Below are 26128 nucleotides of genomic sequence, written 5' to 3' on the forward strand. Positions count from 1 at the left end.
AACCTTCGACCCTCTGATTAAAAGTCAGATGCTCTACCAACTGAGCTAATGGCTCGTACTAATATTGTACTCTAAACATTAGATTCCGTCGGATGCCCACGCCTCAGAAAGCTTATTCAAGCAGCAACTCGGCGTGTGCCCTGATGCTGTTTCAGTGAAGCTTATTCGATCGTGCTCTACCAACTGAGCTAATGGCTCGTACAATTTTTGTCGTTATCGTGACGACGCTTTTTATAATAGCATGAATGTAATAAACAGTGCAATACCTTTTTAAAAGTTTTTTTAAAAAAATTTAAAGCCCTCAAATAAGAGGGCTTCATTGGTGATTAAATCTGTCTCCAAGGACTGCGAACAACGTTTGTTTGGTTGCGGTCTGGACCGACAGAGAAGGTAGTCAATGGAACACCTGTAAGTTGTGTTACACGTTCAACATAATGACGGGCATTAACAGGCAGTTCATCTAAAGATTTAACCCCCGTAATATCCTCTGTCCAGCCAGGAAGCTCTTCATAAATTGGTTCACATTGTGATAAGATTTTTAAGTTTGCCGGATACTCCGTAATCACTTCATCCTTATAGCGGTAAGCTGTACAGATTTTTAACGTCTCAATTCCTGTTAAAACATCAATTGAGTTTAGGGATAGATCTGTTAAGCCGCTGACACGACGGGCATGACGAACCACGACACTATCAAACCAGCCAACACGGCGCGGACGGCCAGTTGTTGTTCCATACTCACGGCCAACTTCACGGATGCGGTCGCCAGTTTCATTATTTAATTCTGTAGGGAAAGGACCATCACCGACACGAGAAGTGTAGGCTTTACACACACCGACTACATGGGTGATTTTAGACGGCCCTACTCCAGAACCGATCGTAACTCCACCTGCCACTGGGTTAGAAGAAGTAACAAATGGGTAAGTCCCCTGGTCAATATCAAGCATAACGCCTTGGGCACCTTCAAATAACACACGTTTGCCTTCATCAAGTGCATCATTTAATACCACAGAAGTATCGCAGACATACTTCATAATTTGCTGGCCATATTCAAAATATTCGTCTAGGATATCTTCTTTTTTGAACCCTTCTGTTTCATAGAACCGTTCAAATAAACGGTTCTTTTCCGCTAGATTTTGCTCTAATTTTTCTTCAAAAATCTCACGGTCTAAAAGGTCAGCGATACGGATACCGACACGGGCAGCTTTATCCATATATGCTGGTCCGATCCCTTTTTTAGTCGTACCGATTTTATTTGCACCTTTGCGTAATTCTTCTACTTCATCCAATTTCAAATGATAAGGAAGAATGACGTGGGCACGATTACTAATCCGGAGATTATCCGTTGTCACGCCCTTTTCATGTAAATAGGCAAGCTCAGCAACAAGTGCCTTTGGATCAACAACCATTCCATTTCCGATTACACTGATTTTATCTTTATTAAAAATCCCAGATGGAATTAAGTGTAACTTATACGTTTCACCGTTAAATTTTATTGTATGTCCGGCATTGTTTCCACCTTGATAACGAGCAATCACTTCTGCATTTTCAGAAAGGAAATCGGTAATTTTCCCTTTACCTTCGTCTCCCCATTGTGTTCCTACAACAACTACTGATGACATGAATGGCACCTCCGAAATTTCTGCTTCTAATTTAATCTATACCTAGTTTACCAATTTTAGTCTACTAAAGTCAATAAAACACGAACAATTCCTGTAAGGCAAGAAAAATATGTTCGTATATATACGAAACTATGAAAATAAAAAAGGATCAACCAATTAAGGTTAATCCTTTAAACTACGCACCTGGAGGTTCATAACGTGTCTCTAAGTTTACGAACTTATTGTATTCTTTCACAAATGCTAATGCAACCGTACCAGTTGGACCGTTACGCTGCTTAGCAATAATGATTTCAATAATATTTTTATTCTCAGATTCCTTATCATAGTAGTCATCACGATATAGGAACGCAACGATATCCGCATCCTGCTCAATACTCCCTGATTCACGGATATCTGACATCATCGGACGTTTATCCTGACGCTGCTCTACACCACGGGAAAGCTGAGAAAGAGCAATAACAGGGACTTTCAATTCACGGGCTAATTGCTTAAGGGAACGAGAAATCTCAGAAACTTCCTGCTGACGGTTTTCACCCGAACGCCCGCTGCCCAAAATCAGCTGCAAGTAATCAATCAAAATCATACCCAGGCCGTGCTCCTGCTGAAGCCGGCGGCATTTTGAACGAATATCACTGATTCTCACTCCCGGAGTATCATCGATAAATATACCAGAGTTTGAGAGACTGCCCATTGCCATTGTTAACTTGCCCCAGTCATCATCTGTTAAGGAACCGGTACGAAGTCTTTGCGCATCAATATTTCCTTCCGAACAAAGCATACGCATAACCAGCTGTTCAGCACCCATCTCAAGACTGAAGATGGCTACATTTTCACCTGTCTTTGTCGCCACATTGGCAGCAATATTCAAGGCAAAGGCTGTTTTACCTACAGAAGGACGGGCACCCACAATGATTAAATCATTACGCTGGAATCCCGCTGTCATTCTGTCGAGCTCAGCAAATCCTGTTGAAATTCCAGTAATCTCCCCAACACGGTTATGCATTTCCTCGATATTATCGTATGTTCGGACAAGAACATCTTTAATATTATGGAATGCCCCGGCATTCTTTCTTTGAGCCACTTCCATAATATTTTTTTCTGCTTCACTTAAAAGAGCTTCTACCTCGTCTTCTCGGGAATATCCATCAGAAGCAATATTCGTTGCTGTCCGGATTAGTCTTCTAAGCAGCGATTTCTCTTCTACAATTCTAGCATAATACTCTATGTTAGCAGCAGTCGGTACAGAACCGGACAAATCACTTAAGTAACTAACACCGCCTATATCCTCAATCAATTTGGCAGCTGCAAGTTCCTCTGTAACCGTCACAAGGTCAACAGCTTTCCCTTGATCGTTTAGATCCAGCATAACATTAAAGATTTTTTGGTGGGAGGCACGGTAGAAGTCCTCAGGTATCAATATTTCTGAAGCCAGCGTCAGTGCAGAAGGCTCTAAAAAGATAGCCCCTAGAACAGCTTGCTCGGCCTCTATATTTTGCGGCGGCATACGATCTGCTAATACATCATTCATCTATCAAAAACCTCCTAGCTTAGAAGGATAATTAAAACTATATTAAAAATATCATATATTTAAAAGAAAAAAGTGACCAGTCAAAACCGATCACAAGTGAATTGCTACTTATTTATTCTAACATGTTTCTTGATACTTTCGTACTGGCAAATTTTCACCTTATTTGATTTCTGTAACTGAAACCGTTAACGTCGCTGTCACCTCATGATGAAGCTTGACAGGCACCTTTGTGTGTCCTAATGTCCGAATGGCATCGGCTAATTCCATTTTTCGCTTATCAATTTTAATAGCATGTTTCTTTTGTAATTCTTCTGCAACCTGTTTAGTTGTAATGGAACCAAATAGTCTGCCGCCTTCACCAGCCTTGGCCTTTAATTCCACTGTCACTTTATCTAAAACTTCCTTTAGCTTTTTAGCCTCTTCAAGTTCTTGAGCTGCAATTTTTTCTTCTTTTTTCTTTTGGGCATCAAGTGAACTAACATTAGCATTGTTTGCTTCAATCGCCAGTCCTTGCTTGATTAAGAAGTTATGTGCATAGCCATCTGCCACGTTTTTAACTTCTCCTTTTTTTCCTTTTCCCTTAACATCCTTTAAAAAGATCACTTTCATTCTTTTTTCACTCCTTCAAAATAATCATCAATGGCAAGCTTTAACTGACTCTCTGTCTCTTCAATTGTAAGTCCTGTCAGCTGGGTCGCAGCATTTGTTAAATGGCCGCCGCCTTTAAGACTTTCCATAATAACTTGCACATTAATATTTCCAAGCGACCTAGCACTAATCGCGATTACTCCTTCGTCTCTTTTGGCAATGACAAAAGAAGCTACTACTCCATCCATTGCTAACAGTGTATCGGCAGCCTGGGCAATGATGACTTGATCATACAGCTCAAGTTCTGGACCTTTTGCAATAGCAATCCCTTCACGGAAAAAGGAAACCGATTCAATTAGCCTCGACCTTTTGATATATGTATCAACGTCTTCTTTTAAAAACTTTTGTACAAGGATCGTATCGGCTCCATGCGCCCGCAAATAGGAAGCAGCGTCAAATGTCCGTGAACCGGTTCTTAGCGTAAAGCTTTTGGTATCAACAATAATCCCTGCTAATAGTGCGGTCGCCTCTATCATTTCAATTTTACTCCGTTTAGGCTGATATTCCAAAAATTCTGTCACGAGTTCTGCCGTTGAAGAGGCATAAGGTTCCATATATACAAGCAGAGGATTAGCAATAAAATCCTCCCCTCGGCGGTGATGATCAATAACCACCTTATGGTCAATTTTATTTAACAGCCTTTCCTCCATCACCATGGAAGGCTTATGGGTATCGACCACTACAAGCAAAGTTTTTTCTGTTGAAATTTCTAATGCTAATTCAGGATCAATAAAGTAAGAATATAACTCTTCCTGATGCCGGATTTCTTGCATCAATCTCTTAACGCCGCTTTCAATTCCCTGCATATCAATAACAATATAGGCTTCCTTCTGATTCATTTGGGCTACCTTATAGATTCCAATGCTTGAACCGATAGAATCCATATCAGGGTTCTTATGTCCCATAATAATGACTTTATCACTAGCGATGATCAAATCCCTTAGTGCATGAGAGATGACCCGTGCTCTGACCCTTGTACGCTTCTCAACTGGGTTTGTTTTACCCCCATAAAACTTCACCTTTCCGCTTGGCAGTTTAATTGCCACTTGGTCCCCGCCTCTTCCTAATGCTAAGTCAAGGCTTGACTGCGCTAAAGCGCCTAATTCAGGGAGAGAGGTGACTCCTGTACCTACACCAATACTCAAGGTAAAAGTGACATTCTGTTTAGATGTCATTTCCCTGACTTCATCAAGGATTGAAAACTTGCCCTTTTCAAGAATTCGAAGAATCCTTTCACTAAAAACGGCGATAAACCGTTCAGATGAAACCCTTTTTAAATAAATGCCATTATCCTGTGCCCATTTATTTAAGATGGAAGTAACTAAGCTATTAATGCTCCCGCGCATTTGATCGTCCATCCCTTGAGTAAGGTCATCATAATTATCAAGGAAAATGGTGGCAATAGCTGTTCGGTCATCCTGATACTTCTTTTCAATCTCGGTTTGTTCCGTCACATCAAAGAAATATAACAGCCGTTCTTCCCGTTTGTGAACTACACGAAATTTCCGCTCATGAAGAGTGATAATTTCCGTTTCAACCTCTTGTTTAATTAATGGAATGAGTGCATCGGCCACATCATAAAGTGACCTGCCTACCAATGTTACTTCATCAAAGCAGGAGGAAAGATAAGGATTTGTCCATTCAATATAATATTCCTCATTAATGAGCATGATCCCAATCGGCATCTCCATCAGTGCCTCTTCGCCAACCTTTTTGACTCGGTAGGAGAGAGTGGAGATATACTCCTCCATTTCCTTCCGCTCCCTGCGGTCAATGACTAACATATAGTACAGGGGCACTAACATTAATAAAAGCCCGGCTGCGCTTAAAATCCAATTATATAAGGTCAGGATGATAAGCAGTATCACTGTAACGCCAATTAGCCCATAAAAAGGGTAACGAATTGACCGCTTTTCAAAAAATGCAGGCAAAGTCTTCAGCTCCTTGACGTATTACTCTTTTTTCTCGAACCTCTTTCTAAATTCAAAACCTAAATCGGCAATGCCTAATATTCTTATTATATAATGAACAATCGGAATGATGAAAGATAGAATTATTATGAACACCGCAAGTCCTTTTCCCAGTGAACGCTGATGGAAAATATAAAATAAGCAGGCTAGTCCTTGTAAAAATAAAAACATCTCCAAGATAAATCTTGCATTAATAATAGCCAAATATAAATAGCTGCCTTCTTCAGGATGAAATAATAAATAGGCCGCTAATGCTGCTAAATAATACCAGAGGAGATTCTTTGGCAAATTGAAATTTCTAAATTTACCCCATGATGGGACGGAAATACCAAATCTTTTTGCAATAGGGAAACAAATCCACTGCGTAATGAAGGCATACACGATTGACACAGTTATTAAATACCCCGGTGCCAACTCTTTAATACTTTTTAGCAAATTAGCATTTTGCTCCTGCATAAGCTTTATTTGGTCTTCCTTACCTAAAGCCTGCAGCATAGCCTGTGATTGTTTCATTGATTGCTCAAACATCGCAGTAAGCTCATGAACAATATTGATGTTCATAATAGTAACAAGAACGGCATAAAAAATAATCAATCCCACGATGAAGGTAAGGGTGGTTCCAATTAAGATTGCTGTCCGGCTTTTTGTTTTTTGAGTCATATAGCCCATAACAATCCCTGCTATTCCAAATAGGACCATTAAACTGAGCCCCTGCAAGGCAGTGGAAATAAATGAAACGATAAGTGCAGCGATAAAAAAGACCGCGATATTTTTTAGGTTATTTTTTGCTGAATACATGAGAAATGGCAACGGAAGGATGAAGACACTAATCACACTTAAGGGTGGTACGTAAATCGTAATTAACATAAAGACAGTAAAGGCTGCTAAAAGAATGGCACCTTCTGTCAGATTACGGACATTTTTCACTTTGACACCTCATCAAACAATTCAATCTATTACCTTATTTTAGCCACTAACTTGTTTTGTTACAACCTTTGATAAAAGAAAAAGACAGTAAGGTTACCCTCACTGTCTTTTTAAGTCTTACTTTATTATTCACCTGCAACAAATGGAAGTAATGCCATTTGACGTGAACGTTTGATTGCAACTGTTAATTTACGTTGGTATTTAGCGCTAGTACCAGTTACACGACGTGGTAAAATCTTTCCACGTTCAGAGATAAATTTCTTAAGTAGATCTACATCTTTATAGTCGATTTTAGTGATACCATTTGCTGTGAAATAGCACACTTTACGACGCTTTGCGCGACCGCCTTTACGTCCTCCTGCCATGAAAATTCCCTCCTTTAATTTATTTTAATATAACGTTCATAAGGTTTTATTAGAATGGCAGATCATCATCAGAGATGTCAATCTGGCCATTGCCTGCAAATGGATCTTCATCCATACGGGTAAAACCTTTATTTTGATTTTGGTTTGGACGTTGATTCTGATTGCCGCTGCCATATGATCCGCCTTGCGGTTCCATAGGAGGGGCACCGTAGTCGTTGTTGTTTCTTCCACCGCCACCACCAGAAGACGATTTAGGTTCTAGAAATTGAACACTTTCTGCCTGAACCTCTGTAACGTAAACACGTTTACCATCTTGTCCTTCATAGTTGCGCGTTTGAATACGGCCATCAACACCTGCAAGACTGCCCTTTTTTAGGAAGTTTGCCACATTCTCAGCAGGTTTACGCCAAACAACACAGTTAATAAAGTCTGCTTCACGATCACCTGACTGACTAGAAAATGGGCGGTTTACTGCCAAAGTAAAAGTAGCAACAGGAACCCCATTTGGTGTATAACGCAAATCCGGATCTTTTGTTAAACGGCCAACAAGTACAACACGATTCATCATCAGAATCAACTCCTTTTCTTTTGGTAAAATGTTCCACGTGAAACATTTTTGCCAAGTTATATATTAAGCTTCTTCTTTAATTACAATATGGCGAATGATATCTTCGCTGATTTTTGCAAGACGAGAAAATTCTTGTACTGCATCAGCTGAAGATGTAGTTTTAGCGATTTGGTAGTATCCGTCACGGAAATCGTTGATTTCGTATGCAAGACGACGCTTACCCCAATCCTTTGTTTCAGCAGCTTCCGCACCGTTTTCAAGAAGAATTGTGTTAAAACGCTCAACAAGAGCCTTCTTCGCTTCATCTTCAATATTTGGGCGGATGATGTACATGATTTCGTACTTATTCATCACAGTCACCTCCTTTTGGTCTAAACGGCCCAGTAGTGGGCAAGGAGCAATTAATTAATTACTCACAAGTTGAAATTATAGCATACTCAAAACTAAAATGCAACGAGCTTCAAGGAAAGCCATTTTTAACCTTAATTTTTTTTGTAAAATAATGAAAAGCCCTGCCTAAGCAGAGCTAAACGTTTACTTATACATTAAAGCGGAAATGAATAACGTCTCCGTCTTTTACTTCGTATTCCTTACCTTCCAGGCGGACTTTTCCTGCCTCTTTTGCAGCATTATGACTGCCTGCAGCTAATAAATCTTCAAAAGACACCGTTTCTGCACGGATAAATCCGCGTTCAAAATCCGAGTGAATAACGCCGGCACATTGTGGTGCTTTCATTCCTTTTCTGAATGTCCAGGCACGTACTTCTTGTACCCCTGCTGTGAAGTAAGTGGCTAAACCAAGCAGGCTGTAGGCTGCACGGATTAACTGATCTAAACCAGATTCTTCAATGCCTAGCTCTGAAAGGAACATTGCCTTTTCGTCGCCTTCAAGCTCAGCAATTTCTTCTTCAATTTTTGCACAAATAACAATAACTTCAGCATTATCTGCAGCAGCATATTCTCGAACTTTTTGGACGTATTCATTATCAGATGGATCAGCAATATCATCTTCACTCACGTTTGCCACATAAAGGACAGGCTTAATCGTTAGGAGATGCAGACCTTTTACCAGTTTCATTTGTTCGTCAGTAAAATCAACCGTCCGAGCCGGTTTCTCTGCTTCAAACGCATCACGAAGCATCGCTAGCACTTCGAACTCAGCAGCAGCATCTTTATCTTTTTGTTTTGCTAATTTTTCAACCCGGCTAATGCGCTTTTCTACTGATTCCATATCAGCCAGGATTAACTCCAGGTTAATGGTTTCGATATCATCGATAGGATCAACCTTACCTGATACATGGGTAATATTTTCATCAGCAAAGCAGCGGACAACCTGACATATGGCATCTACTTGACGAATATGAGAAAGGAATTTGTTCCCAAGCCCTTCACCTTTACTTGCCCCTTTAACAATCCCAGCAATATCAGTAAATTCAAATGCGGTTGGAACCGTCTTTTTTGGCTGTACAAGTTCAGTTAATTTTTGCAGGCGATAATCAGGAACCTCAACGATTCCTACATTTGGATCAATCGTACAGAAGGGGTAATTCGCTGATTCCGCTCCTGCCTGTGTAATTGCGTTAAATAAGGTTGATTTACCAACGTTCGGCAAACCCACAATACCAGCTGTTAAAGCCATTCACGTTCACTCCTAATAAATAGATCTAGATCTATATAAAAAAATAAGTTCTTTATATATTAAAAAGCCTCTCACAATTATAAGGCAATTAACAATAAAAAGACAAGGTATACAAAAACTGGTGCAAATCTGCACCAGTTAATTGATTTTCTCTAAATTGACCACACAATCATATAACGTGCTCCCTAAACCATTATCAGATTCACGGCTGGAGGTCAGTTGATTAACAGAACCCCCTAACCTCTTCCAAATACCCTCATCGATATTAATCGTATTTGGATGGGCTTTTGATAGGATGGATATATATCCCTTCACTTCACCGCGGTCATTCCAGACCCTGACATAGTCGCCATTAGAGATTCCCTGTTCATCAGCAATATTTGCCGCTATCTCGACCTTTAACTTGATATGATCCCCTAAGAGGTGATAATTCTGTGAATGGTTCGAACGCATGGGATGGATCGTCAACAGCTGATAGGGATATTTTAGAGCCAGCAAGGGACTTTTGAGCTTTGACTCCTCAGGGACTGCCAGTGTCAAAGAGCCGTTGAGTCCTTTTTCCTGGCCTAAAAGCGATGTAAATTCAAATTTACCAGTTGGTGTTTGGAAGTTGCGGTTACTCCATGGCACTTTTTCAACTGGCAGTTCTAGTGTATGCTGGTCTTTCAATTTTTCAAGAGTAATTCCTGCACCCGCTAATGGTTTCAAGGTCATCTTTAACCATTCATCTCTTGTAAAAGAAAAATCCTCTCCAAATCCAAGTCTTTCCGCCAGCTGAGTCCAAATCCATAAATCAGGTTTGGCTTCACCTGGGGCAGAAACAAGCTTGGGGCTATAATTCACATAATGATGATACATAGATGAATAATAAAAGTCTTCTTCTTCAAAAGCTGTAGTCATTGGTAAAACATAATCAGCCAGTAAGGCCGTGTCCGTCATAAATTGCTCCAGCACTACTACCGTTGGCACAGAAGAGAAGGCTTGTTCCACTATATTGGTATCCGGTACTTGTGTTAATGGATTTCCACAGGATACGACTATCATCTGGATGGCCGGGTCCGTTGCTTTTAATACTTCTTCCGCCTGCTTCATAATAGAAAATTGACGGCTGTTCTGTTTGCGATTGCTTAGGGTTAGCTCCTCAAAAGCAAAACTTTGACTGACCTGGAGATTGGCATAATTGGCACCTCCGCCTGGAATACCAATATTGCCGCTCACTGCCGCAAGGGCATCTATTAATCGAATCGTATTTCCGCCATTTTTATAGCGCTGCAGGCCCAGACCCATATATGTTGCTGTTGGCTTGTCACTATAAATATAGGCTAATTGGTTGATAACCTCACAAGATACTTCTGCCATTTCACTTAGCTTTTCCAGGGAAATGCTGTCCAATAGCTTTAGTAAATCAGCAAACCCATGTGTAGACTGCTCAATAAAATTACGATCCTCCAAGCCAAGCCGAAGGATTTCTTTCATAATTCCTGCTGCCAAAATCCCATCCATGCCTGGTTTCACCGTTATAAATTCATCCGCCAGTTTGGCAGTAGCATTATAAAGCGGATCAATAACGTATATTTTAATTCCTTGCCTTTTTGCCTCTAGCAATCTTTCATATAGATGCATATTGGTTCTCGCGACATTCCGTCCCCAAATAACAATGTTTTTACTATTGGAAATATCGTCAGGCTCATGACTCCAGGCGTTTCCAAAATCCCATTTTTGGGCTTCAATCCCTGCTCCCCAGCAGAGTGAACCATACAACTCCGTTACACCGCCATAACAATTGAAAAAACGTTGGTCTAAGTTTTTCAATATCCCATTATTCGCATAATCATGGCTATGAAGCACTGCAGTGGTGCCAAAATTCTGTTTAATATGTTGGAATTTCTCGGCTAGTTCATCTAGTGCTTGTTCCCACGAAATCGTCACAAATTCCCCGTTTATTTTCTTTAAAGGATGCAGTAAACGCTGATTGGAGTTCGCTCTTTTCTCCAGCATCCGGCCACGTCCGCAAATTTTACCTCTGGTAATTGGGTGTGTATCGTCTCCCTCTACTTTTACCACTTTGCCTTCAGAGATGGTTACATTGAAGCTGCAGCTGTCCCAGCAATTTAGCGGACATGCAGCTTTTCGTATTTCTGCCATTAACTCCACCCCCATGTTCCTTGTTTTTATTTATATTAAACTTTTGTGTTGATTTACGCTCCAGGCACTCGCTTTCCGCGGGCGTGCCGTGGAGCCTCCTCGGCGCATGGCGCCTGCGGGGTCTCCACAGCCCCGTACTCCCGCAGGAGTCGAGTGCCTTCCGCTCCAATATCACCCTTGTTAAAATTAAGAATACAATAGCAGGATAAAAAAAGAGCATGAACATCTATCCTTCATGCTTGACTAAGATCTTTTTCATTTTTCTCGAAAACTCTTTTCTAGGGATTAACACACTGTGCCCGCAGCCTTCACATTTAATTCGGACATCCATTCCCATCCGGATGATTTTCCAGCGGTTGGTGCCGCATGGATGCTGCTTTTTCATTTCAACAACATCATTTAGGGCAAATTCTTTTTCCTCCATCTGTTTATCCCCCTTTATACACTTGGTTCTTTTATGTTTCCATTCTCCTTCGAATACATGACCATTCGAGGATATGGGATTTCAATTCCATGCTCATCTAAAGATTGCTTTATATCTTTTCGTATCTTTCTTGATACCGCTGAATGCTGCATCGGCAAGGTTTCTGCAACAATTCTTAAGGTCACCTCGGAAGGTCCAAAGTTCTGAATACCAAGGAAATCTGGAATCCTAACAAGCTCCTCGTACTTTTCCGGCATGGTTTCAAGTAAATCTCTAATAACCTTCTCAGCCTTATCGAGGTTTTCTTCATACGCAATTCCGACATCTATAATTGCTAAACTGTTATTGAGAGAGAAGTTTGTTACTTCTAAAATATTACCATTTGGCAGAATATGAACTTCTCCTGTCCAGCTTTTTAATTTTGTGGTCCTTAAGCCAATGGCCTGGACATTTCCTTCGAACATCCCAATTCGTACATGATCACCAACAGAAAACTGATCCTCAAAAATGATAAAGAATCCAGAAATCACATCCTTGACCAAGCTTTGGGCACCAAACCCTACGGCTAATCCAACAACTCCAGCACCTGCAATAAGTGCCTTCACATCAATTCCCAGCACAGATAGAATCATCATAAAGGCAATAAAATAAACAACATACGTAAGGATATTGTCCAGCAGTCTTGAAAGTGTAGCTTCCCTTCGTTCAGATGTGTTCAATGGAGAGAGGTTTCGTATTTTAAAGATATTATGAATGGCTACTTTTCCGATCCTAATTAAAATGTTAGCAATGATCGTGATTACAATTATTTTAAGCAAGCCTTCTCCAATATTCAACCATGTATCTTCATTTTGATATTTATCTATAAGCTTTTGTATTCCTTTTTGTGTAATACTCATAGCACACCTTCCTAATCCTTTTCCCATTTTATTTTAACAATTTTTCTATATATATAGTAGCATTATGAATTTTCATTTTTTACCACTACAATGTATAGATTTTCAAAATTTTCCGTATACTGAATAAAAAGTAGACCTAATTAGTGCTATCCAAATAGAAATGATCATGGATTAGGGAGTGGAAGGAATGAATTTAAAGACTAGCTTTTTTGAACGGAAGGGCAAGGTCAGTATTGTTCACGATGATTCTAACGCTGCTGAACAGCTTGCCCGTGAATTACTCCTGAATATCCCCGGCGTCACAGGGCGCCCAATTATATTTGTTTGTATTGGGACAGACCGCTCCACAGGGGATTCATTAGGACCGCTAGTCGGAAGCATTCTTGAAGAGAAACAGCTTCAGTCTTTTTACGTCTACGGAACGCTGGATGAGCCTATACACGCGGTGAATTTAGCAGACAAACTTAAGGAAATCCAAACTCTTCATGTGAATCCCTATATTATTGGAATTGATGCCTGCCTGGGAAGAATAAAAAATGTTGGTATCATTCAAGTAGGTAATGGCCCAGTTAAACCCGGTGCAGGAGTGAACAAGGAACTTCCTGCAGTAGGTGATATTCATATCACGGGAATCGTGAATGTGAGTGGATTTATGGAGTTCTTTGTTTTACAGAATACCCGGTTAAATCTAGTCATGAGAATGGCTAAAACGATTGCGCTAGGTATCTATCAAGCAAGCCTGCTTTATTCTAAACAAAACTGGATGGAAGTAGATTGGATAGAAGAGGAGAAGACAAATTAACGAGCGCTCGAAAGAACCCTGAACGCTCGTTTTGACTTTTCTTAATAGAAGTTGTGATAATTATATAGAATGGTAACAATGATACCAGTTACTACGATTCCAGGCAGCAAGTTAGCGACCTTAATTTTTACCATACCAGTCAAGTTTAAACCAATGGCAAAAATCATTACACCGCCAGTTGCCGTCATTTCAACGATGAACTGATCCATTAATTCCTTTGGAACGAACTGATTGATCCGGGTGGCAAATAAGGCAATTAACCCTTCATAGAGGACCACAGGGATCGTTGAGAAGATAACACCAATTCCTAAGGTCGTTGTTAATATTAAGGCCGTAAAACCATCGATAATTGATTTGGTGTATAGCACATCATGATCTCCGCGGATTCCACTGTCAAGTGCTCCTATTATGGCCATTGCCCCAATCACAAATATTAACGTAGCAGTGACAAAGCCCTCGGAAATACTTCCTTTCCCATTAGAACCAACTTTCCGCTCAATCCAGCCGCCTAAATCATTTAATCTATCCTCTAATCGTAATGCCTCACCGGTAACTGCCCCGACCACTAAGCTGATGATGACTATTAGGAAGTTTTCGCTTTTTAAGCCCATTTGCAAGCCTAATACCATAACAGCCAGTCCAATTGCATACATAACTGTCGTTTTCATTCCTTCTGGAATCCGATTTAACAGTTTACCTAGAAGGGTCCCGATAATAATTAATAGTCCGTTTACTAGTGTCCCTAATAAAAACATGGCTTTTCTCCTTTTTCGACTCTCGAAATAACAATAGTTATAACCTATCATGTTTACAAATGATTGAAAAGATTTTTTCCAAAAAATAAAACCCGCCAGTGGGCGAGCTTTTTTATAAAGTGGAATTTTCTTTGTCAAGCATGTCTAAAATCCGATCTAGATCTTCTTTTGAGAAAAATTCGATTTCAATTTTTCCTTTGTTTTTCTTTTGAACAATATTTACGGTTGTCCCGAACCGTTCACGAAGAGTATGCTCGTGCTGCTGTAAAAATATATCCTTTTTCTTTTCAGGTTTTTTTGTTTCACGTGAAACATTCTCATTTAATTGCTGAATTAATTTTTCCAGCTGACGAACATTAAGTCCTTCTTGGATGATCTTTTCCACCAAAGCAGGAAGCTTTGCATTCTGTCTAAGCCCAAGTAAGGCACGGCCATGTCCCATTGAAATGGTTCCACTAGAAATTAGTTCTTGAATTTTAGGAGGGAGTGAGAGGAGGCGGATATGGTTAGCCACATGCGGCCGGCTTTTACCTAATCGTTTCGCTACCTCTTCTTGTGTCAGCTTTAATTTTTCCATTAAAGTTTGATAGGCCTGTCCCTCTTCAATAGGATTTAAGTCTTCTCTTTGCAGGTTTTCTAGTACGGCTAACTCCATCATTTGCTGCTCCGATAACTCACGGACAACGGCCGGGATGGTTTCTAGTTTTGCCTCCTTGGCTGCACGAAAGCGGCGTTCACCGACAACAATTTCATAGCCTCTAATACTTTTGCGGACTACAATCGGCTGCAGGATCCCATGTTCAATGATGGATTCCTTTAATTCGTCAATAGACTCTTGTTGGAAGGTTTTCCGCGGCTGATATGGGTTCGGACGAAGCTCCTTAAGCTTGATTTCCTGAACAGTTTCTTCTTTACTTACTTCATTAAAGAAGGCATTCAGTCCTTTTCCTAAACCTTTAGCCATGTAAGATCACTTCCTTTGCTAAATCTAAATAAACTTCAGCACCACGCGATTTGGCATCATACGTAATAATTGGCTCTCCGTGACTGGGTGCCTCACTTAAACGTACATTTCTTGGAATGATGGTTTTATAAACTTTATCTTGGAAATATTTTTTTACTTCCTCAATGACTTGAAGCCCAAGGTTCGTCCTTGCATCAAGCATGGTGAGCAGAACACCCTCAATTTTTAAATCCTGATTTAAATGTTTTTGTACAAGTCTGACTGTATTTAATAATTGGCTAAGCCCTTCTAATGCATAGTACTCACATTGTACTGGGATTAATACAGCATCCGATGCTGTTAGTGCGTTTAAAGTTAATAGCCCTAATGATGGCGGACAATCAATAATAATATAATCGAATTGGTCCTTCACTTCAGATAGAGCACGTTTTAAGCGGACTTCTCTTGAAATGGTTGGAACCAATTCAATTTCGGCTCCTGCTAATTGAATAGTAGCCGGAATAGCATACAAATTCTCAACAGATGTTGCTTTAATAACATCCTTTGCTTCCACATCATCTACTAAAACATCATATATACATTGTTCCACTTCAGCCTTTTCAATACCAACTCCGCTTGTGGCATTTCCCTGCGGATCAATATCTACTAGTAAGACCCGTTTCCCTATGTAAGCTAAGCAGGCACCTAGGTTGACAGAGGTTGTCGTTTTTCCGACTCCACCTTTTTGATTTGCGATTGAAAGGATTTTCCCCACTTTGTCACCTACCCTATAAAATAGTTATCTTGCATTCTATCAAATGTATTCATTATCTCCCAAACGGAAATAAGGTAAATTTCCATTCATTTATTTTACCATGATTTTATTAGGAGTTGTTTTTTTTCTAAAAAAATTCCATTTAGGAATCTCGCATATTTTTTCCAAATAGCAAAAAAAGAAGAACTAAACATCCTCTTGTCTAGTTCTTCTTGTCATCTATTGATTTATTTTTTCTTTGGAATCCGGATGGTAAATTGATAAAATTCCTCAAATTCCTCTTCTTCAGCGTCTAAGTTGATCCCGCTGTCTGATACCATGGATAAAGATTGCCGAATCGTATTGACAGCAATTCTCATATCCTTACTGAAAGCCCGGCGTTTAGGCTTGGGCTGTTGATTTTTTTGTTCAAGCAGCCGTACCACACGTTCTTCCGTTTGCTTTACATTTAAATTTCTTTCCATGACTTCAGCTAATAAGGCCACTTGTTTTTCCGGGTCCTTAAGCGGTATAAGGGCACGTGCATGGCGCTCAGTAATTACCTTGTTTAACAAGGCCTCTTGAACAGGCTGCGGCAATTTTAAAAGACGCAGCTTGTTTGCAACGGTAGATTGACCTTTTCCAAGGCGCTGAGCTAAGGCTTCCTGCGTTAAGTTGTGTAACTCAAGCAGTTTTCCATAGGCAATAGCTTCCTCGATTGGAGATAATTCTTCGCGTTGCAGGTTTTCTATTAGAGCAACAGATGCTGTTTCTGTATCGGAAAGATTTTTAACAATTGCCGGTGCCTCTGCCCAGCCCAGTTTTTTCATTGCACGCCAGCGCCGCTCACCAGCAATGATTTCAAATTTATCGGCAGCAAACTCTCTGACGACGATTGGCTGTATAATACCGTGTATATGAATCGTACGAGATAATTCTTCAATTTTTTCTTCATCAAATACCGACCGTGGCTGGAAACGGTTCGGAATTATTTGGTTTATCGGTATTTTCTTAATTTCTTCGTTTCGTTCTATATCCAACTCCTGCTCAACCTCTTGCTCAACCTCTTGCTCTCCCTTGTCGCCGAGGCCAAAAAAGCGTGTAAATGAACTCTTCATTCCCCAACACCACCTTTAAGAAACTCCCTATTATTTATTCTATATACAAATAATTTCTTCCTGCCTGGGAGACTATTTTTGTGAAAAATGTTATCTGTCCTTATACTGAATAGCAGCATGAGAGTAAGCGGCATGCTCTATTCAATTGGCGATTTGCCAGGTGTACCCGGCTTTCGAGGGTACTTTTTGGGCGTATGTTTTTCCTTTTTTATAACCAAGATGGTTCTATCACTATCTTCCATTGGCAGGGTGAATGTATGTACATTTTCCACCTTGCCGCCTAGCGTGGTAATCGCCTTTTGGGCCGCATCTAATTCTTCATTAGCATGCAATGCCTTCATGGCCAGGAAGTGTCCGCCCACTTTTGCTAATGGTAAACAAAATTCACTTAAAACAGACATTCTAGCTACCGCCCGTGCGGTTACAACATCAAAGTTTTCCCGATAAGCAGGGTTAACCCCAAAAGTTTCCGCGCGGTCATGAACAAAATGGATATTTTCCAATTCTAATACCTTAGCGAGATGGTTTAAAAAGGAAATCCGCTTGTTCAATGAGTCAACAATGGTCACTTCGATATGAGGGAAAATAATTTTTAACGGAATGCTTGGAAAACCAGCCCCGGCGCCTACATCACATAAATGAAAAGGCCTTGAAAAATCAAAATAGAAGGAAGCTGTAATGGAGTCATAAAAATGCTTTAGATACACCTCTGATTTTTCAGTGATGGCCGTTAAGTTCATTTTTTCATTCCATTCAACCAAGGTTGTAAAATAGGTTTCAAATTGGGCAAGCTGTTTTTCATTAAGGGTAATCCCCTTATCTTGAAGATTGGCTATAAATTGTTCGATGTTCATTAATAAATCTTCCTCACTAATTATGGCATAACCTTGAGGAGCTCTATTGGATAGAGCTCGGGGGTTTGCTTGTTATTCATTAGATACTCTGGCAATTCTTCCTTGTTCAAGGTATACAAGCAGGATCGAAATATCCGCTGGATTTACTCCGGAAATCCTTGATGCCTGGGCAAGGGAAACAGGTTTAATTTTCTTAAGCTTTTGTTTCGCTTCTGTTGCCAGTCCATTAATAGCATCATAATCAATATTTTCAGGAATCCGTTTGTTTTCCATCTTTTTAAGCCGTTCTACTTGTTGAAGGGATTTATCAATATATCCCTCGTATTTAATTTGAATTTCCACTTGCTCTTTCATTTCATCATCCATAGGAATGTCGCTGCTAGTTAATTTTTCTACTAATTCATACGTCATTTCTGGTCTTTTTAATAAATCAGAAGCTAGGATCCCATCTTTTAGCTCACTTCCGCCGGCGCTTCGAATCAGTTCTTGAACTTCAGCTGATGGTTTTAATCTAACCGATTTTAAACGGTCCTTTTCTGATTCAATGGCTTCCTTCTTTTCTAGGAACTTCTTATAACGATCATCGCGAATTAAGCCGATTTTATGGCCAATCTCTGTCAAACGAAGGTCTGCATTATCATGACGTAATAATAAACGATATTCAGCGCGGGACGTTAACAAACGATAAGGCTCGTTCGTTCCTTTAGTAATTAAATCGTCAATTAATACCCCGATATATGCATCGGAACGGCTTAAAACCAATTGTTCTTTTCCTATAGCATTTAAGCCGGCATTAATTCCCGCCATGATTCCTTGGCCAGCGGCTTCTTCATAACCGCTTGTGCCATTAATTTGACCGGCAGTATATAGATTTTTAACTACCTTTGTTTCTAAAGTCGGCCATAATTGTGTCGGCACAATTGCATCATATTCAATGGCATAGCCTGCCCTCATCATTTGAGCCTTTTCCAAGCCAGGAACTGTTTTTAGAATCTGGAGCTGTACATCCTCAGGAAGGCTGGTTGACATACCTTGAACATAGACCTCCTGCGTATTTCTTCCTTCCGGTTCAAGGAAGATTTGGTGACGCGGCTTGTCATTAAAACGAACCACCTTATCCTCAATCGAAGGGCAGTATCTAGGACCCGTTCCTTTGATCATTCCAGAAAACATCGGTGAACGATGCAGATTATTATCAATGATTTGATGGGTTTGATCATTTGTATAGGTTAGCCAGCATGGCAGCTGGTCGGTAATATACTTTGTGGTTTCATATGAAAAGGCTCTTGGAACATCATCGCCTGGCTGAATTTCTGTTTTGCTGTAATCAATCGTATTGCTGTTGACCCTAGGCGGTGTTCCAGTTTTAAAACGCACTAATTCAAACCCAAGCTCCTCCAAGTGCTCAGACAACCTGATAGATGGCTGCTGGTTGTTCGGACCGCTTGAATATTTTAATTCTCCTAAAATAATTTCTCCACGCAAGTAGGTGCCGGTTGTAATAACGACTGTTTTTGAACGGTAAGCTGCCCCTGTTTTGGTGATCACACCAGTTACAACTCCATCTTCCACAATCAATTGTTCAACCATACCTTGAAGCAAAGTTAAATTAGGCTCTTCTTCAAGTGTTTTTTTCATTTCATGCTGGTAAGCAAATTTATCTGCTTGTGCTCTCAGAGCACGCACTGCAGGACCTTTACCAGTGTTTAACATTCTCATTTGAATGTAGGTTTTATCAATATTTTTACCCATCTCACCGCCAAGTGCGTCAATTTCACGCACAACGATTCCCTTGGCCGGTCCGCCGACAGATGGGTTACATGGCATAAACGCCACCATATCTAAGTTAATTGTAATCAATAATGTTTTTGCGCCAAGTCTTGCAGCAGCAAGTCCGGCTTCACAACCGGCATGCCCTGCACCAACGACAATGGTGTCAAAATTTCCTGCTTCGTATTGCATTTGTTTCCTCCTTTTCCGTACACATACGGAAACGTTGCTTCTCCTAGCTCCAAACACTCGCTTAGAATGAAAAGAACGCTTTTTATTTATCGTATCCGAAAATAGGCATTAGTAAAACGAACACCCTACGGATTTCTATTTTCCTAAGCAAAATTGCGAGAACAATTGATCAATCAAGCTTTCATGGACACTATCACCAATAATTTCACCAAGAAGCTCCCATGTTCTTGTCATGTCAATTTGGACAATATCAATAGGTACACCCGTTTCTACACCTTGAATCGCATCTTCTATCGTTTGAAGGCTCTGATTCAATATCGCTATATGACGGGTATTGGAAACATAAGTCATATCTCCCGCTTCAATCGACCCTGCAAAGAATAATGACGAAATGGCCTCCTCTAGTGCATCGACACCACGGTCTTCCAATAAAGAAGTAGTCACAAGTTTATGGTCTTTTGAAAGTTCGTGAACACGTTCCATATTAATTTTTGGCGGCAGGTCTGTTTTGTTCACAATCACAATAACATCCATTCCCTTGACAACTTCAAACAGATTCTCATCTTCAGGAGTCAGTTGATCAGAGTAATTTAACACAAGTAAAATTAAATCAGCCTCTTTTAACACCTGGCGGGAGCGTTCCACTCCAATCCGCTCTACGATATCTTCTGTTTCACGGATTCCTGCAGTATCTAACAGTCTTAGCGGCACACCGCGGACATTAACATACTCTTCAATGACATCACGGGTCGTCCCCGGAATATCTGTGACAATTGCTTTATTTTCATGCACAAGACTATTTAATAGAGAAGATTTCCCGACGTTCGGACGGCCGACAATGACGGTTGATAATCCCTCACGCAATATTTTCCCCTGCTGGGACGTTTGCAATAGCTTTTGAATTTCTTCCCGTACCAAATGTGCCTTTTCTAATAGCATCCTATGAGTCATCTCTTCAACATCATCATACTCAGGATAATCTATATTTACTTCCACATGTGCCAAGACCTCTAAAATTTCCTGGCGTAATTTCCGAATCAACTTTGAAAGACGCCCTTCCATCTGCCCAAGCGCCACATTCATCGCACGGTCTGTTTTTGCCCGGATTAAATCCATCACAGCTTCCGCCTGCGATAGATCAATTCGTCCATTTAAAAAGGCGCGTTTTGTAAATTCTCCCGGTTCAGCCAGCCGGGCTCCATATTTTAATACATGCTGCAGTACTCGATTAACTGAAACAATTCCTCCATGACAATTTATCTCGACAACATCCTCTTTGGTAAATGTCTTTGGGCCCTTCATAACAGAAACCATTACCTCTTCAATCACTTCACCACTTTTCGGATCCAGCAAGTGTCCATAGTGAATGGTATGACTGGCAGCACCCAAAAGTTTTTTTCCGCCAACTCCTCTAAACAACTTGTCCGCAATTTGGATTGCCTCATCTCCGCTCAAGCGCACGATTGCAATCGCACCTTCTCCCATTGGTGTCGAAATTGCAGCAATTGTATCGAATTCCATTTCCTTTCACCTCACATATAAAAACTTAATCTATAATATGATTTTTTATTAATGACCAAAAAAATAGGATACCACATCAGTTTTGGATAAAAAAGCAAACAAACTCGCTTTATCCACAATTTAAGACAGTCCTTTTATTATTTTAACTTATCCACATGTGAATAACAATAAGATGAAATCTCTCTATATACTTTGACTTCACCTGAAAAATATCAACAGGCTGATGAATCTAAAAAAATGGACAAAAAAAAAGACACTCTACTAAATAGAATGTCTTCCCATTAATTATTTCTTGTAACTCCTTACTGGAGTGATGACGATAAATCGATGAGGTTCGGATCCGTCTGAAAGTGTTTTAACCCGTTTGTTTTCAGCTAAAGCGGAATGAATAACTTTACGCTCATACGAAGGCATTGGTTCTAAGGACACATCTTTTCCCGTCTTAATCGCCTTCCCGGCAAGCCGGTGGGCCAGTTGAATAAGTGTTTCACTTCTGCGGTTCCGATAATCTTCGGCATCCAGAATGACCGTTAAATACTGTTTCGAAAAGCGATTAATGACAAGCTGGGTCAAGTATTGCAAGGAATTTAATGTCTGACCTCTTTTTCCAATTAAAAGAGCAATTTTTTCGCCAGTCATTACAAAGGTCACTTGTTTACCCTCGCGTTTTATTTCAATTTCCGCGGGTGCTCCCATTTGTTCACTGACTTGTACCAAAAATTTCTTTGCCTCTTCAATCGGGTCAATAATCACCGTCACTTTAACAACAGCAGGTCGTGATCCGAAAATCCCGAAAATCCCTTTTTTACCTTCATCAATGATATCTACATCTGTGCGGTCTTTGGTGGTATTTAATTGAGCTAAAGCTGATTCTACTGCTTCTTCGACAGTTTGTCCTGTAGCAGTTACCTGTTTCACTTTTTTGCTCCTCCCGCATTACCGGTGGCACGTGCCTTTAGATCCGGTCCTTTAATAAAATAGGTTTGTACTATCATAAATATATTTCCGACAACCCAATACAATGAAAGAGCCGCAGGGAAACTAAACGCAAAGAATACAATCATAATCGGCATCATCCAGAGCATCATCGCCATTTGCGGATTATGCTCCTGTCCTGCCATCATTATTTTTTGCTGGATAAAAGTCGTAATCCCCGCAACAATCGGCAAAATATAATACGGATCCTTTTCTCCGAGGTCAAACCATAAGAAACTATCTGAAGCAATTTCTCTTGTTCTTGAGATCGCATGATAAAAACCAATTAAAATCGGCATTTGCACGATTAACGGGAAACAGCCAGCCATTGGATTGACACCATGTTTTTGAAAAAGTGCCATGGTCTCCTGCTGAAGTTTTTGCTGTGTCTTTTGGTCTTTCGAGCTATATTTTTCACGAAGGGCCTTCATCTCCGGCTGTAAAGCCTGCATCGCCTTAGAGCTCCTCGTTTGTTTGATCATCAGCGGCAAGATCGCTAAACGAATCACAATCGTTACCACGATTAGTGATAATCCATAGCTTCCACCAAGAAGATGTGCTCCTTCTTTTATCAGCCATGATAACGGATAGACAATGTATTCATTCCAAAAACCTGTACTCTCAGATGTAATCGGCTTTTTTATTTCACTGCAGCCAGTTAAAAATAAAAATAATGATAGGATGCCGAACGAAAGTAAAATTCGTTTTTTCAACCAAAATTTCCTCCTTATGTATATATAGATAGTTAATGTTTCATATGTAATACTTTCTTTTACACTAATTCGGCCATTTCAACCGGACTAGTTCAAACTCTATACTATCGCTCTCATTTTAGCATTTTTCCAAAGCGGAGTCTTTATTGTTCTGGTTATTTTTACTGTTTTTTGAAAAAATTTAGTTTTTCCTTAATACTTTGCCGACCTTAAGCACATGGGTTAGACTTTTCTTCACTTCAAAAAAGTCCATTTCTGCAGCAGGTTTTCGGGCAATGATGACATAGTCATTTCCTGCAGCTAATTGTTCTTGTAATTCTAAGATCGATTGTCTGACATATCTTTTGATTCTATTTCTTGTTACCGCATTTCCAAGTTTCTTACTTACAGATAGACCGATACGGAAAAAGTCTTGTTCCTCTTTTTCTAATGAATAGACGACAAATTGCCGATTGGCAAAGGAACGGCCCTTCTTAAATGCCGCTTGAAAATCGTTATTCTTCTTTATACGGAATTCTTTTTTCATAAAAAAAACTCCTTTAACTAAGTTTAAAAAAGTATAAGCTCCTGAGAATTGTCCAGCTTCAGCGCCCAGGGACTTGCAGTCAATCCAACAAGAAGGCCCGACTGCAGCCTTACACCCCTGGTCAAGGCAAGGTGCTTCCGCTTTCCCCTAATAGCGCTTCCACTATAATTGAAAAAAAGACCACTGAGACGTTTCAGTGGTCTAAGCTGATAATACTTTTCTTCCTTTTTGACGACGGCGAGCAAGAACCTTACGTCCGTTTGCTGAGCTCATACGACTGCGGAATCCGTGAACTTTACTATGTTTACGTTTATTTGGTTGATATGTTCTTTTCATATATGACACCTCCCTGAGGAATAGCTATCAAGTTTAAAACTCATTTGACAGTCCTACTTATTATAAAGACGTCCACTTGTAATTGTCAACAACTCTCTAAAGATTATTCCTAATTACCAATATTTTTCGGTTATAGTATCTTTCATTGTCAGAAACTCTATCCATAAAACAATAGATACTTATTTAATTTGCTGCCGAAAAGAGACCTCCTGACAACACCCTATTAAAAAGCTTATTCTGTCCATTTTCGTACTAACTATCTGCCTGTGGATAAAATTTCGACATATTTTTTATTATCCACACATGATATTGACAGGTTTTACACAAACTATTTCCTTGTGGACAATTTTTATACACACAATGTGACCGTTGTGGATAAACTATGAAAAAGCATTGCACCCATTGCAATTATTTGTTATTATATTTGTGTTTTCACTCTGAATAACTTTATCTCAGATATTGTGTTATCCACAAATTGTGGATAACATGTGGATAGTTTATCCTAAGGCTCTGTAAAAACTTGTCCACAAGCGGTGGATATTGTCGAAACTCCACTTTATTTCCTTATTATATATTTTTCCACAATCACTTAATTGTATATTTATAAATTAATAGGATGTACTGCCGGTATAAAACTTAATTTTCATGAAAAAGACCCGAGATAATTATTTATTTCCGTTGAAGTTTTAATTAGGAGTTAGACAGTAATTAGAGTGTGTCAGTATAGTCTTAAAAAAAATTAAGAAGGAGGGATACTTGTTGGAAAACATTGCGGATCTTTGGAATACAGCTCTGGCCAATATTGAGAAAAAGATAAGCAAGCCTAGCTTTGATACCTGGCTAAAGTCTACAAAGGCCCATTCCCTTCAAGGTAATCTGCTAGTCATTACAGCTCCAAATGAATTTGCACGCGACTGGCTTGAAGAGCGTTACTCGCAGTTAATCTCAGGGATTCTCTATGAAATTACCGGAGAAGAGTTATCTGTGAAATTTATCATTCCGCAAAACCAAAATGAAGCTGAAAACGATGTCCAGCTGCCGCCTAAAAAGGTAAAAAAGGATGATGACCATGCCGATTTCCCGCAGGGCATCTTAAATCAAAAGTACACATTTGATACGTTCGTTATTGGCTCGGGCAACCGTTTTGCTCATGCTGCATCGCTTGCAGTAGCTGAAGCGCCTGCTAAGGCCTATAACCCCTTATTTATCTATGGTGGTGTCGGTCTTGGGAAAACGCACTTAATGCATGCCATTGGCCATTATGTTTTAGACCATAATCCAAATGCTAAAGTAGTTTATTTATCATCAGAAAAATTCACGAATGAGTTCATTAACTCCATTCGTGACAATAAGGCTGAGAGTTTCCGCAACAAATATCGAAATGTCGATATTTTACTTATAGATGATATTCAGTTTTTGGCCGGAAAAGAATCAACCCAGGAAGAATTTTTCCATACTTTTAATGCCCTGCATGAAGAAAGTAAACAAATTATCATCTCAAGTGACCGTCCTCCAAGAGAAATTCCAACGCTTGAGGACCGGCTGCGTTCACGGTTTGAGTGGGGTTTGATTACAGATATCACTCCCCCGGACTTAGAGACCAGGATAGCCATCCTCCGCAAAAAGGCTAAGGCGGAAGGGTTAGATATCCCTAATGAAGTCATGCTGTATATTGCCAATCAAATTGATTCAAACATCCGTGAACTTGAGGGGGCACTCATCCGTGTGGTCGCCTACTCTTCTTTAATTAATAAAGATATAAATGCTGATCTTGCGGCAGAAGCATTAAAGGATATCATCCCAAGTTCTAAACCTAAGGTGATAACCATTCATGAAATCCAGAAGGTTGTTGGGGAGCATTATAGTATTAAACTAGATGATTTTAAGGCAAAAAAGCGGACAAAATCTGTTGCTTTCCCTCGTCAAATAGCGATGTATTTATCGCGGGAATTAACAGACTACTCCCTTCCAAAAATAGGAGAGGAATTTGGGGGCCGTGATCATACAACCGTCATTCATGCGCATGAAAAAATATCAAAACTCCTGCAGACAGATTCAACTTTACAAAAGCAGATGAAAGAGCTGCACGAGTTATTAAAAATATAAATGTTAGGATCGATCTTTATTGATAGTTCCT

At 39.9% G+C, this 26128-nt stretch carries 25 protein-coding genes; 2 read left to right on the forward strand and 23 right to left on the reverse strand.

Translation table 11 applies throughout. The annotated features are described in order from the left end of the window. Nucleotides 1-326: 326 nt before the first annotated feature. The 12 genes from GXK58_RS25540 to GXK58_RS25595 all read right to left on the reverse strand — a co-directional run bounded on the left by GXK58_RS25540 (nucleotide 327) and on the right by GXK58_RS25595 (nucleotide 12732). Nucleotides 327-1619, reverse strand: a complete 1293-nt coding sequence (locus GXK58_RS25540) for an adenylosuccinate synthase (RefSeq protein ID WP_160725988.1) — start codon at nucleotides 1617-1619, stop codon at nucleotides 327-329. A gap of 175 nt (nucleotides 1620-1794) precedes the next feature. Beyond that, nucleotides 1795-3147 carry a replicative DNA helicase gene (dnaB, locus tag GXK58_RS25545; RefSeq protein WP_160725989.1) on the reverse strand — a complete coding sequence of 451 codons (1353 nt, stop codon included), beginning with the start codon at nucleotides 3145-3147 and terminating at the stop codon, nucleotides 1795-1797. Nucleotides 3148-3306: 159 nt separating this feature from the next. After that, nucleotides 3307-3756: a 50S ribosomal protein L9 gene (rplI, locus tag GXK58_RS25550; protein ID WP_160725990.1), complete on the reverse strand. Its 450-nt coding sequence runs from the start codon at nucleotides 3754-3756 to the stop codon at nucleotides 3307-3309. Then, on the reverse strand, nucleotides 3753-5726 hold the full coding sequence (locus GXK58_RS25555; RefSeq protein WP_160725991.1) for a DHH family phosphoesterase: 1974 nt from the start codon (nucleotides 5724-5726) through the stop codon (nucleotides 3753-3755). The genes rplI and GXK58_RS25555 overlap by 4 nt, the downstream gene beginning before the upstream one ends. Before the next feature lie 21 nt (nucleotides 5727-5747). Continuing rightward, complete coding sequence (locus GXK58_RS25560; RefSeq protein WP_160725992.1) at nucleotides 5748-6692, reverse strand: YybS family protein; 945 nt, start codon at nucleotides 6690-6692, stop codon at nucleotides 5748-5750. 125 nt (nucleotides 6693-6817) lie between these two features. Beyond that, a complete protein-coding gene (gene rpsR / locus GXK58_RS25565) occupies nucleotides 6818-7057 on the reverse strand; it encodes a 30S ribosomal protein S18 (RefSeq protein WP_066389897.1) in 240 nt (79 codons plus the stop codon). Nucleotides 7058-7106: 49 nt separating this feature from the next. Then, on the reverse strand, nucleotides 7107-7625 hold the full coding sequence (gene ssb, locus GXK58_RS25570) for a single-stranded DNA-binding protein (RefSeq protein ID WP_160725993.1): 519 nt from the start codon (nucleotides 7623-7625) through the stop codon (nucleotides 7107-7109). A 63-nt stretch (nucleotides 7626-7688) separates the two neighbouring features. After that, entirely contained in the window at nucleotides 7689-7976 is a 288-nt protein-coding gene (rpsF, locus tag GXK58_RS25575) for a 30S ribosomal protein S6 (RefSeq protein ID WP_160725994.1), read from the reverse strand. 187 nt (nucleotides 7977-8163) lie between these two features. Continuing rightward, complete coding sequence (ychF, locus tag GXK58_RS25580) at nucleotides 8164-9264, reverse strand: redox-regulated ATPase YchF (RefSeq protein ID WP_160725995.1); 1101 nt, start codon at nucleotides 9262-9264, stop codon at nucleotides 8164-8166. Nucleotides 9265-9402: 138 nt separating this feature from the next. After that, nucleotides 9403-11409, reverse strand: coding sequence for a molybdopterin-dependent oxidoreductase (locus GXK58_RS25585; protein WP_160725996.1), 2007 nt, complete (start codon nucleotides 11407-11409; stop codon nucleotides 9403-9405). A 226-nt stretch (nucleotides 11410-11635) separates the two neighbouring features. Then, a complete protein-coding gene (locus tag GXK58_RS25590) occupies nucleotides 11636-11833 on the reverse strand; it encodes a DUF951 domain-containing protein (RefSeq protein ID WP_101650097.1) in 198 nt (65 codons plus the stop codon). A 14-nt stretch (nucleotides 11834-11847) separates the two neighbouring features. Next, nucleotides 11848-12732 (reverse strand): mechanosensitive ion channel family protein, encoded by an 885-nt coding sequence (locus tag GXK58_RS25595; RefSeq protein WP_160725997.1) that lies wholly within the window; start codon nucleotides 12730-12732, stop codon nucleotides 11848-11850. Nucleotides 12733-12919: 187 nt separating this feature from the next. Between GXK58_RS25595 and yyaC the strand changes: the two genes are divergently transcribed. Continuing rightward, on the forward strand, nucleotides 12920-13534 hold the full coding sequence (gene yyaC / locus GXK58_RS25600; RefSeq protein WP_160725998.1) for a spore protease YyaC: 615 nt from the start codon (nucleotides 12920-12922) through the stop codon (nucleotides 13532-13534). Between the two features lie 41 nt (nucleotides 13535-13575). On the opposite strand, the gene GXK58_RS25605 is transcribed toward yyaC, so the two are convergent. The 11 genes from GXK58_RS25605 to rpmH all read right to left on the reverse strand — a co-directional run bounded on the left by GXK58_RS25605 (nucleotide 13576) and on the right by rpmH (nucleotide 23991). After that, nucleotides 13576-14289 (reverse strand): DUF554 domain-containing protein, encoded by a 714-nt coding sequence (locus GXK58_RS25605; RefSeq protein ID WP_160725999.1) that lies wholly within the window; start codon nucleotides 14287-14289, stop codon nucleotides 13576-13578. 112 nt (nucleotides 14290-14401) lie between these two features. After that, a complete protein-coding gene (locus tag GXK58_RS25610) occupies nucleotides 14402-15253 on the reverse strand; it encodes a ParB/RepB/Spo0J family partition protein (protein ID WP_160726000.1) in 852 nt (283 codons plus the stop codon). Beyond that, nucleotides 15246-16007 (reverse strand): ParA family protein, encoded by a 762-nt coding sequence (locus GXK58_RS25615; protein ID WP_160726001.1) that lies wholly within the window; start codon nucleotides 16005-16007, stop codon nucleotides 15246-15248. The genes GXK58_RS25610 and GXK58_RS25615 overlap by 8 nt, the downstream gene beginning before the upstream one ends. Nucleotides 16008-16234: 227 nt before the next feature. Further along, entirely contained in the window at nucleotides 16235-17104 is an 870-nt protein-coding gene (noc, locus tag GXK58_RS25620; protein ID WP_160726002.1) for a nucleoid occlusion protein, read from the reverse strand. Between the two features lie 137 nt (nucleotides 17105-17241). Continuing rightward, nucleotides 17242-17958, reverse strand: coding sequence for a 16S rRNA (guanine(527)-N(7))-methyltransferase RsmG (gene rsmG, locus GXK58_RS25625; RefSeq protein ID WP_160726003.1), 717 nt, complete (start codon nucleotides 17956-17958; stop codon nucleotides 17242-17244). A 72-nt stretch (nucleotides 17959-18030) separates the two neighbouring features. Beyond that, nucleotides 18031-19920 (reverse strand): tRNA uridine-5-carboxymethylaminomethyl(34) synthesis enzyme MnmG, encoded by a 1890-nt coding sequence (mnmG, locus tag GXK58_RS25630; RefSeq protein WP_160726004.1) that lies wholly within the window; start codon nucleotides 19918-19920, stop codon nucleotides 18031-18033. A gap of 135 nt (nucleotides 19921-20055) precedes the next feature. Further along, a complete protein-coding gene (gene mnmE / locus GXK58_RS25635; protein WP_160726005.1) occupies nucleotides 20056-21441 on the reverse strand; it encodes a tRNA uridine-5-carboxymethylaminomethyl(34) synthesis GTPase MnmE in 1386 nt (461 codons plus the stop codon). A 285-nt stretch (nucleotides 21442-21726) separates the two neighbouring features. Further along, entirely contained in the window at nucleotides 21727-22359 is a 633-nt protein-coding gene (gene jag / locus GXK58_RS25640; protein WP_160726006.1) for an RNA-binding cell elongation regulator Jag/EloR, read from the reverse strand. Further along, nucleotides 22356-23129: a YidC family membrane integrase SpoIIIJ gene (gene spoIIIJ / locus GXK58_RS25645; RefSeq protein WP_160726007.1), complete on the reverse strand. Its 774-nt coding sequence runs from the start codon at nucleotides 23127-23129 to the stop codon at nucleotides 22356-22358. The genes jag and spoIIIJ overlap by 4 nt, the downstream gene beginning before the upstream one ends. Nucleotides 23130-23310: 181 nt before the next feature. Continuing rightward, nucleotides 23311-23655 carry a ribonuclease P protein component gene (gene rnpA / locus GXK58_RS25650; protein WP_160726008.1) on the reverse strand — a complete coding sequence of 115 codons (345 nt, stop codon included), beginning with the start codon at nucleotides 23653-23655 and terminating at the stop codon, nucleotides 23311-23313. Between the two features lie 201 nt (nucleotides 23656-23856). Then, the gene (gene rpmH / locus GXK58_RS25655; protein WP_063255153.1) at nucleotides 23857-23991 is read right to left on the reverse strand and encodes a 50S ribosomal protein L34; all 135 of its coding nucleotides are present in this window, start codon (nucleotides 23989-23991) and stop codon (nucleotides 23857-23859) included. Between the two features lie 759 nt (nucleotides 23992-24750). Here rpmH and dnaA point away from each other — a divergent pair. Beyond that, the gene (gene dnaA, locus GXK58_RS25660; protein ID WP_160726009.1) at nucleotides 24751-26097 is read left to right on the forward strand and encodes a chromosomal replication initiator protein DnaA; all 1347 of its coding nucleotides are present in this window, start codon (nucleotides 24751-24753) and stop codon (nucleotides 26095-26097) included. Nucleotides 26098-26128 lie beyond the last annotated feature (31 nt).

The organism is Bacillus sp. USDA818B3_A (assembly GCF_009928415.1).
Lineage (GTDB): Bacteria > Bacillota > Bacilli > Bacillales > Cytobacillaceae > Neobacillus.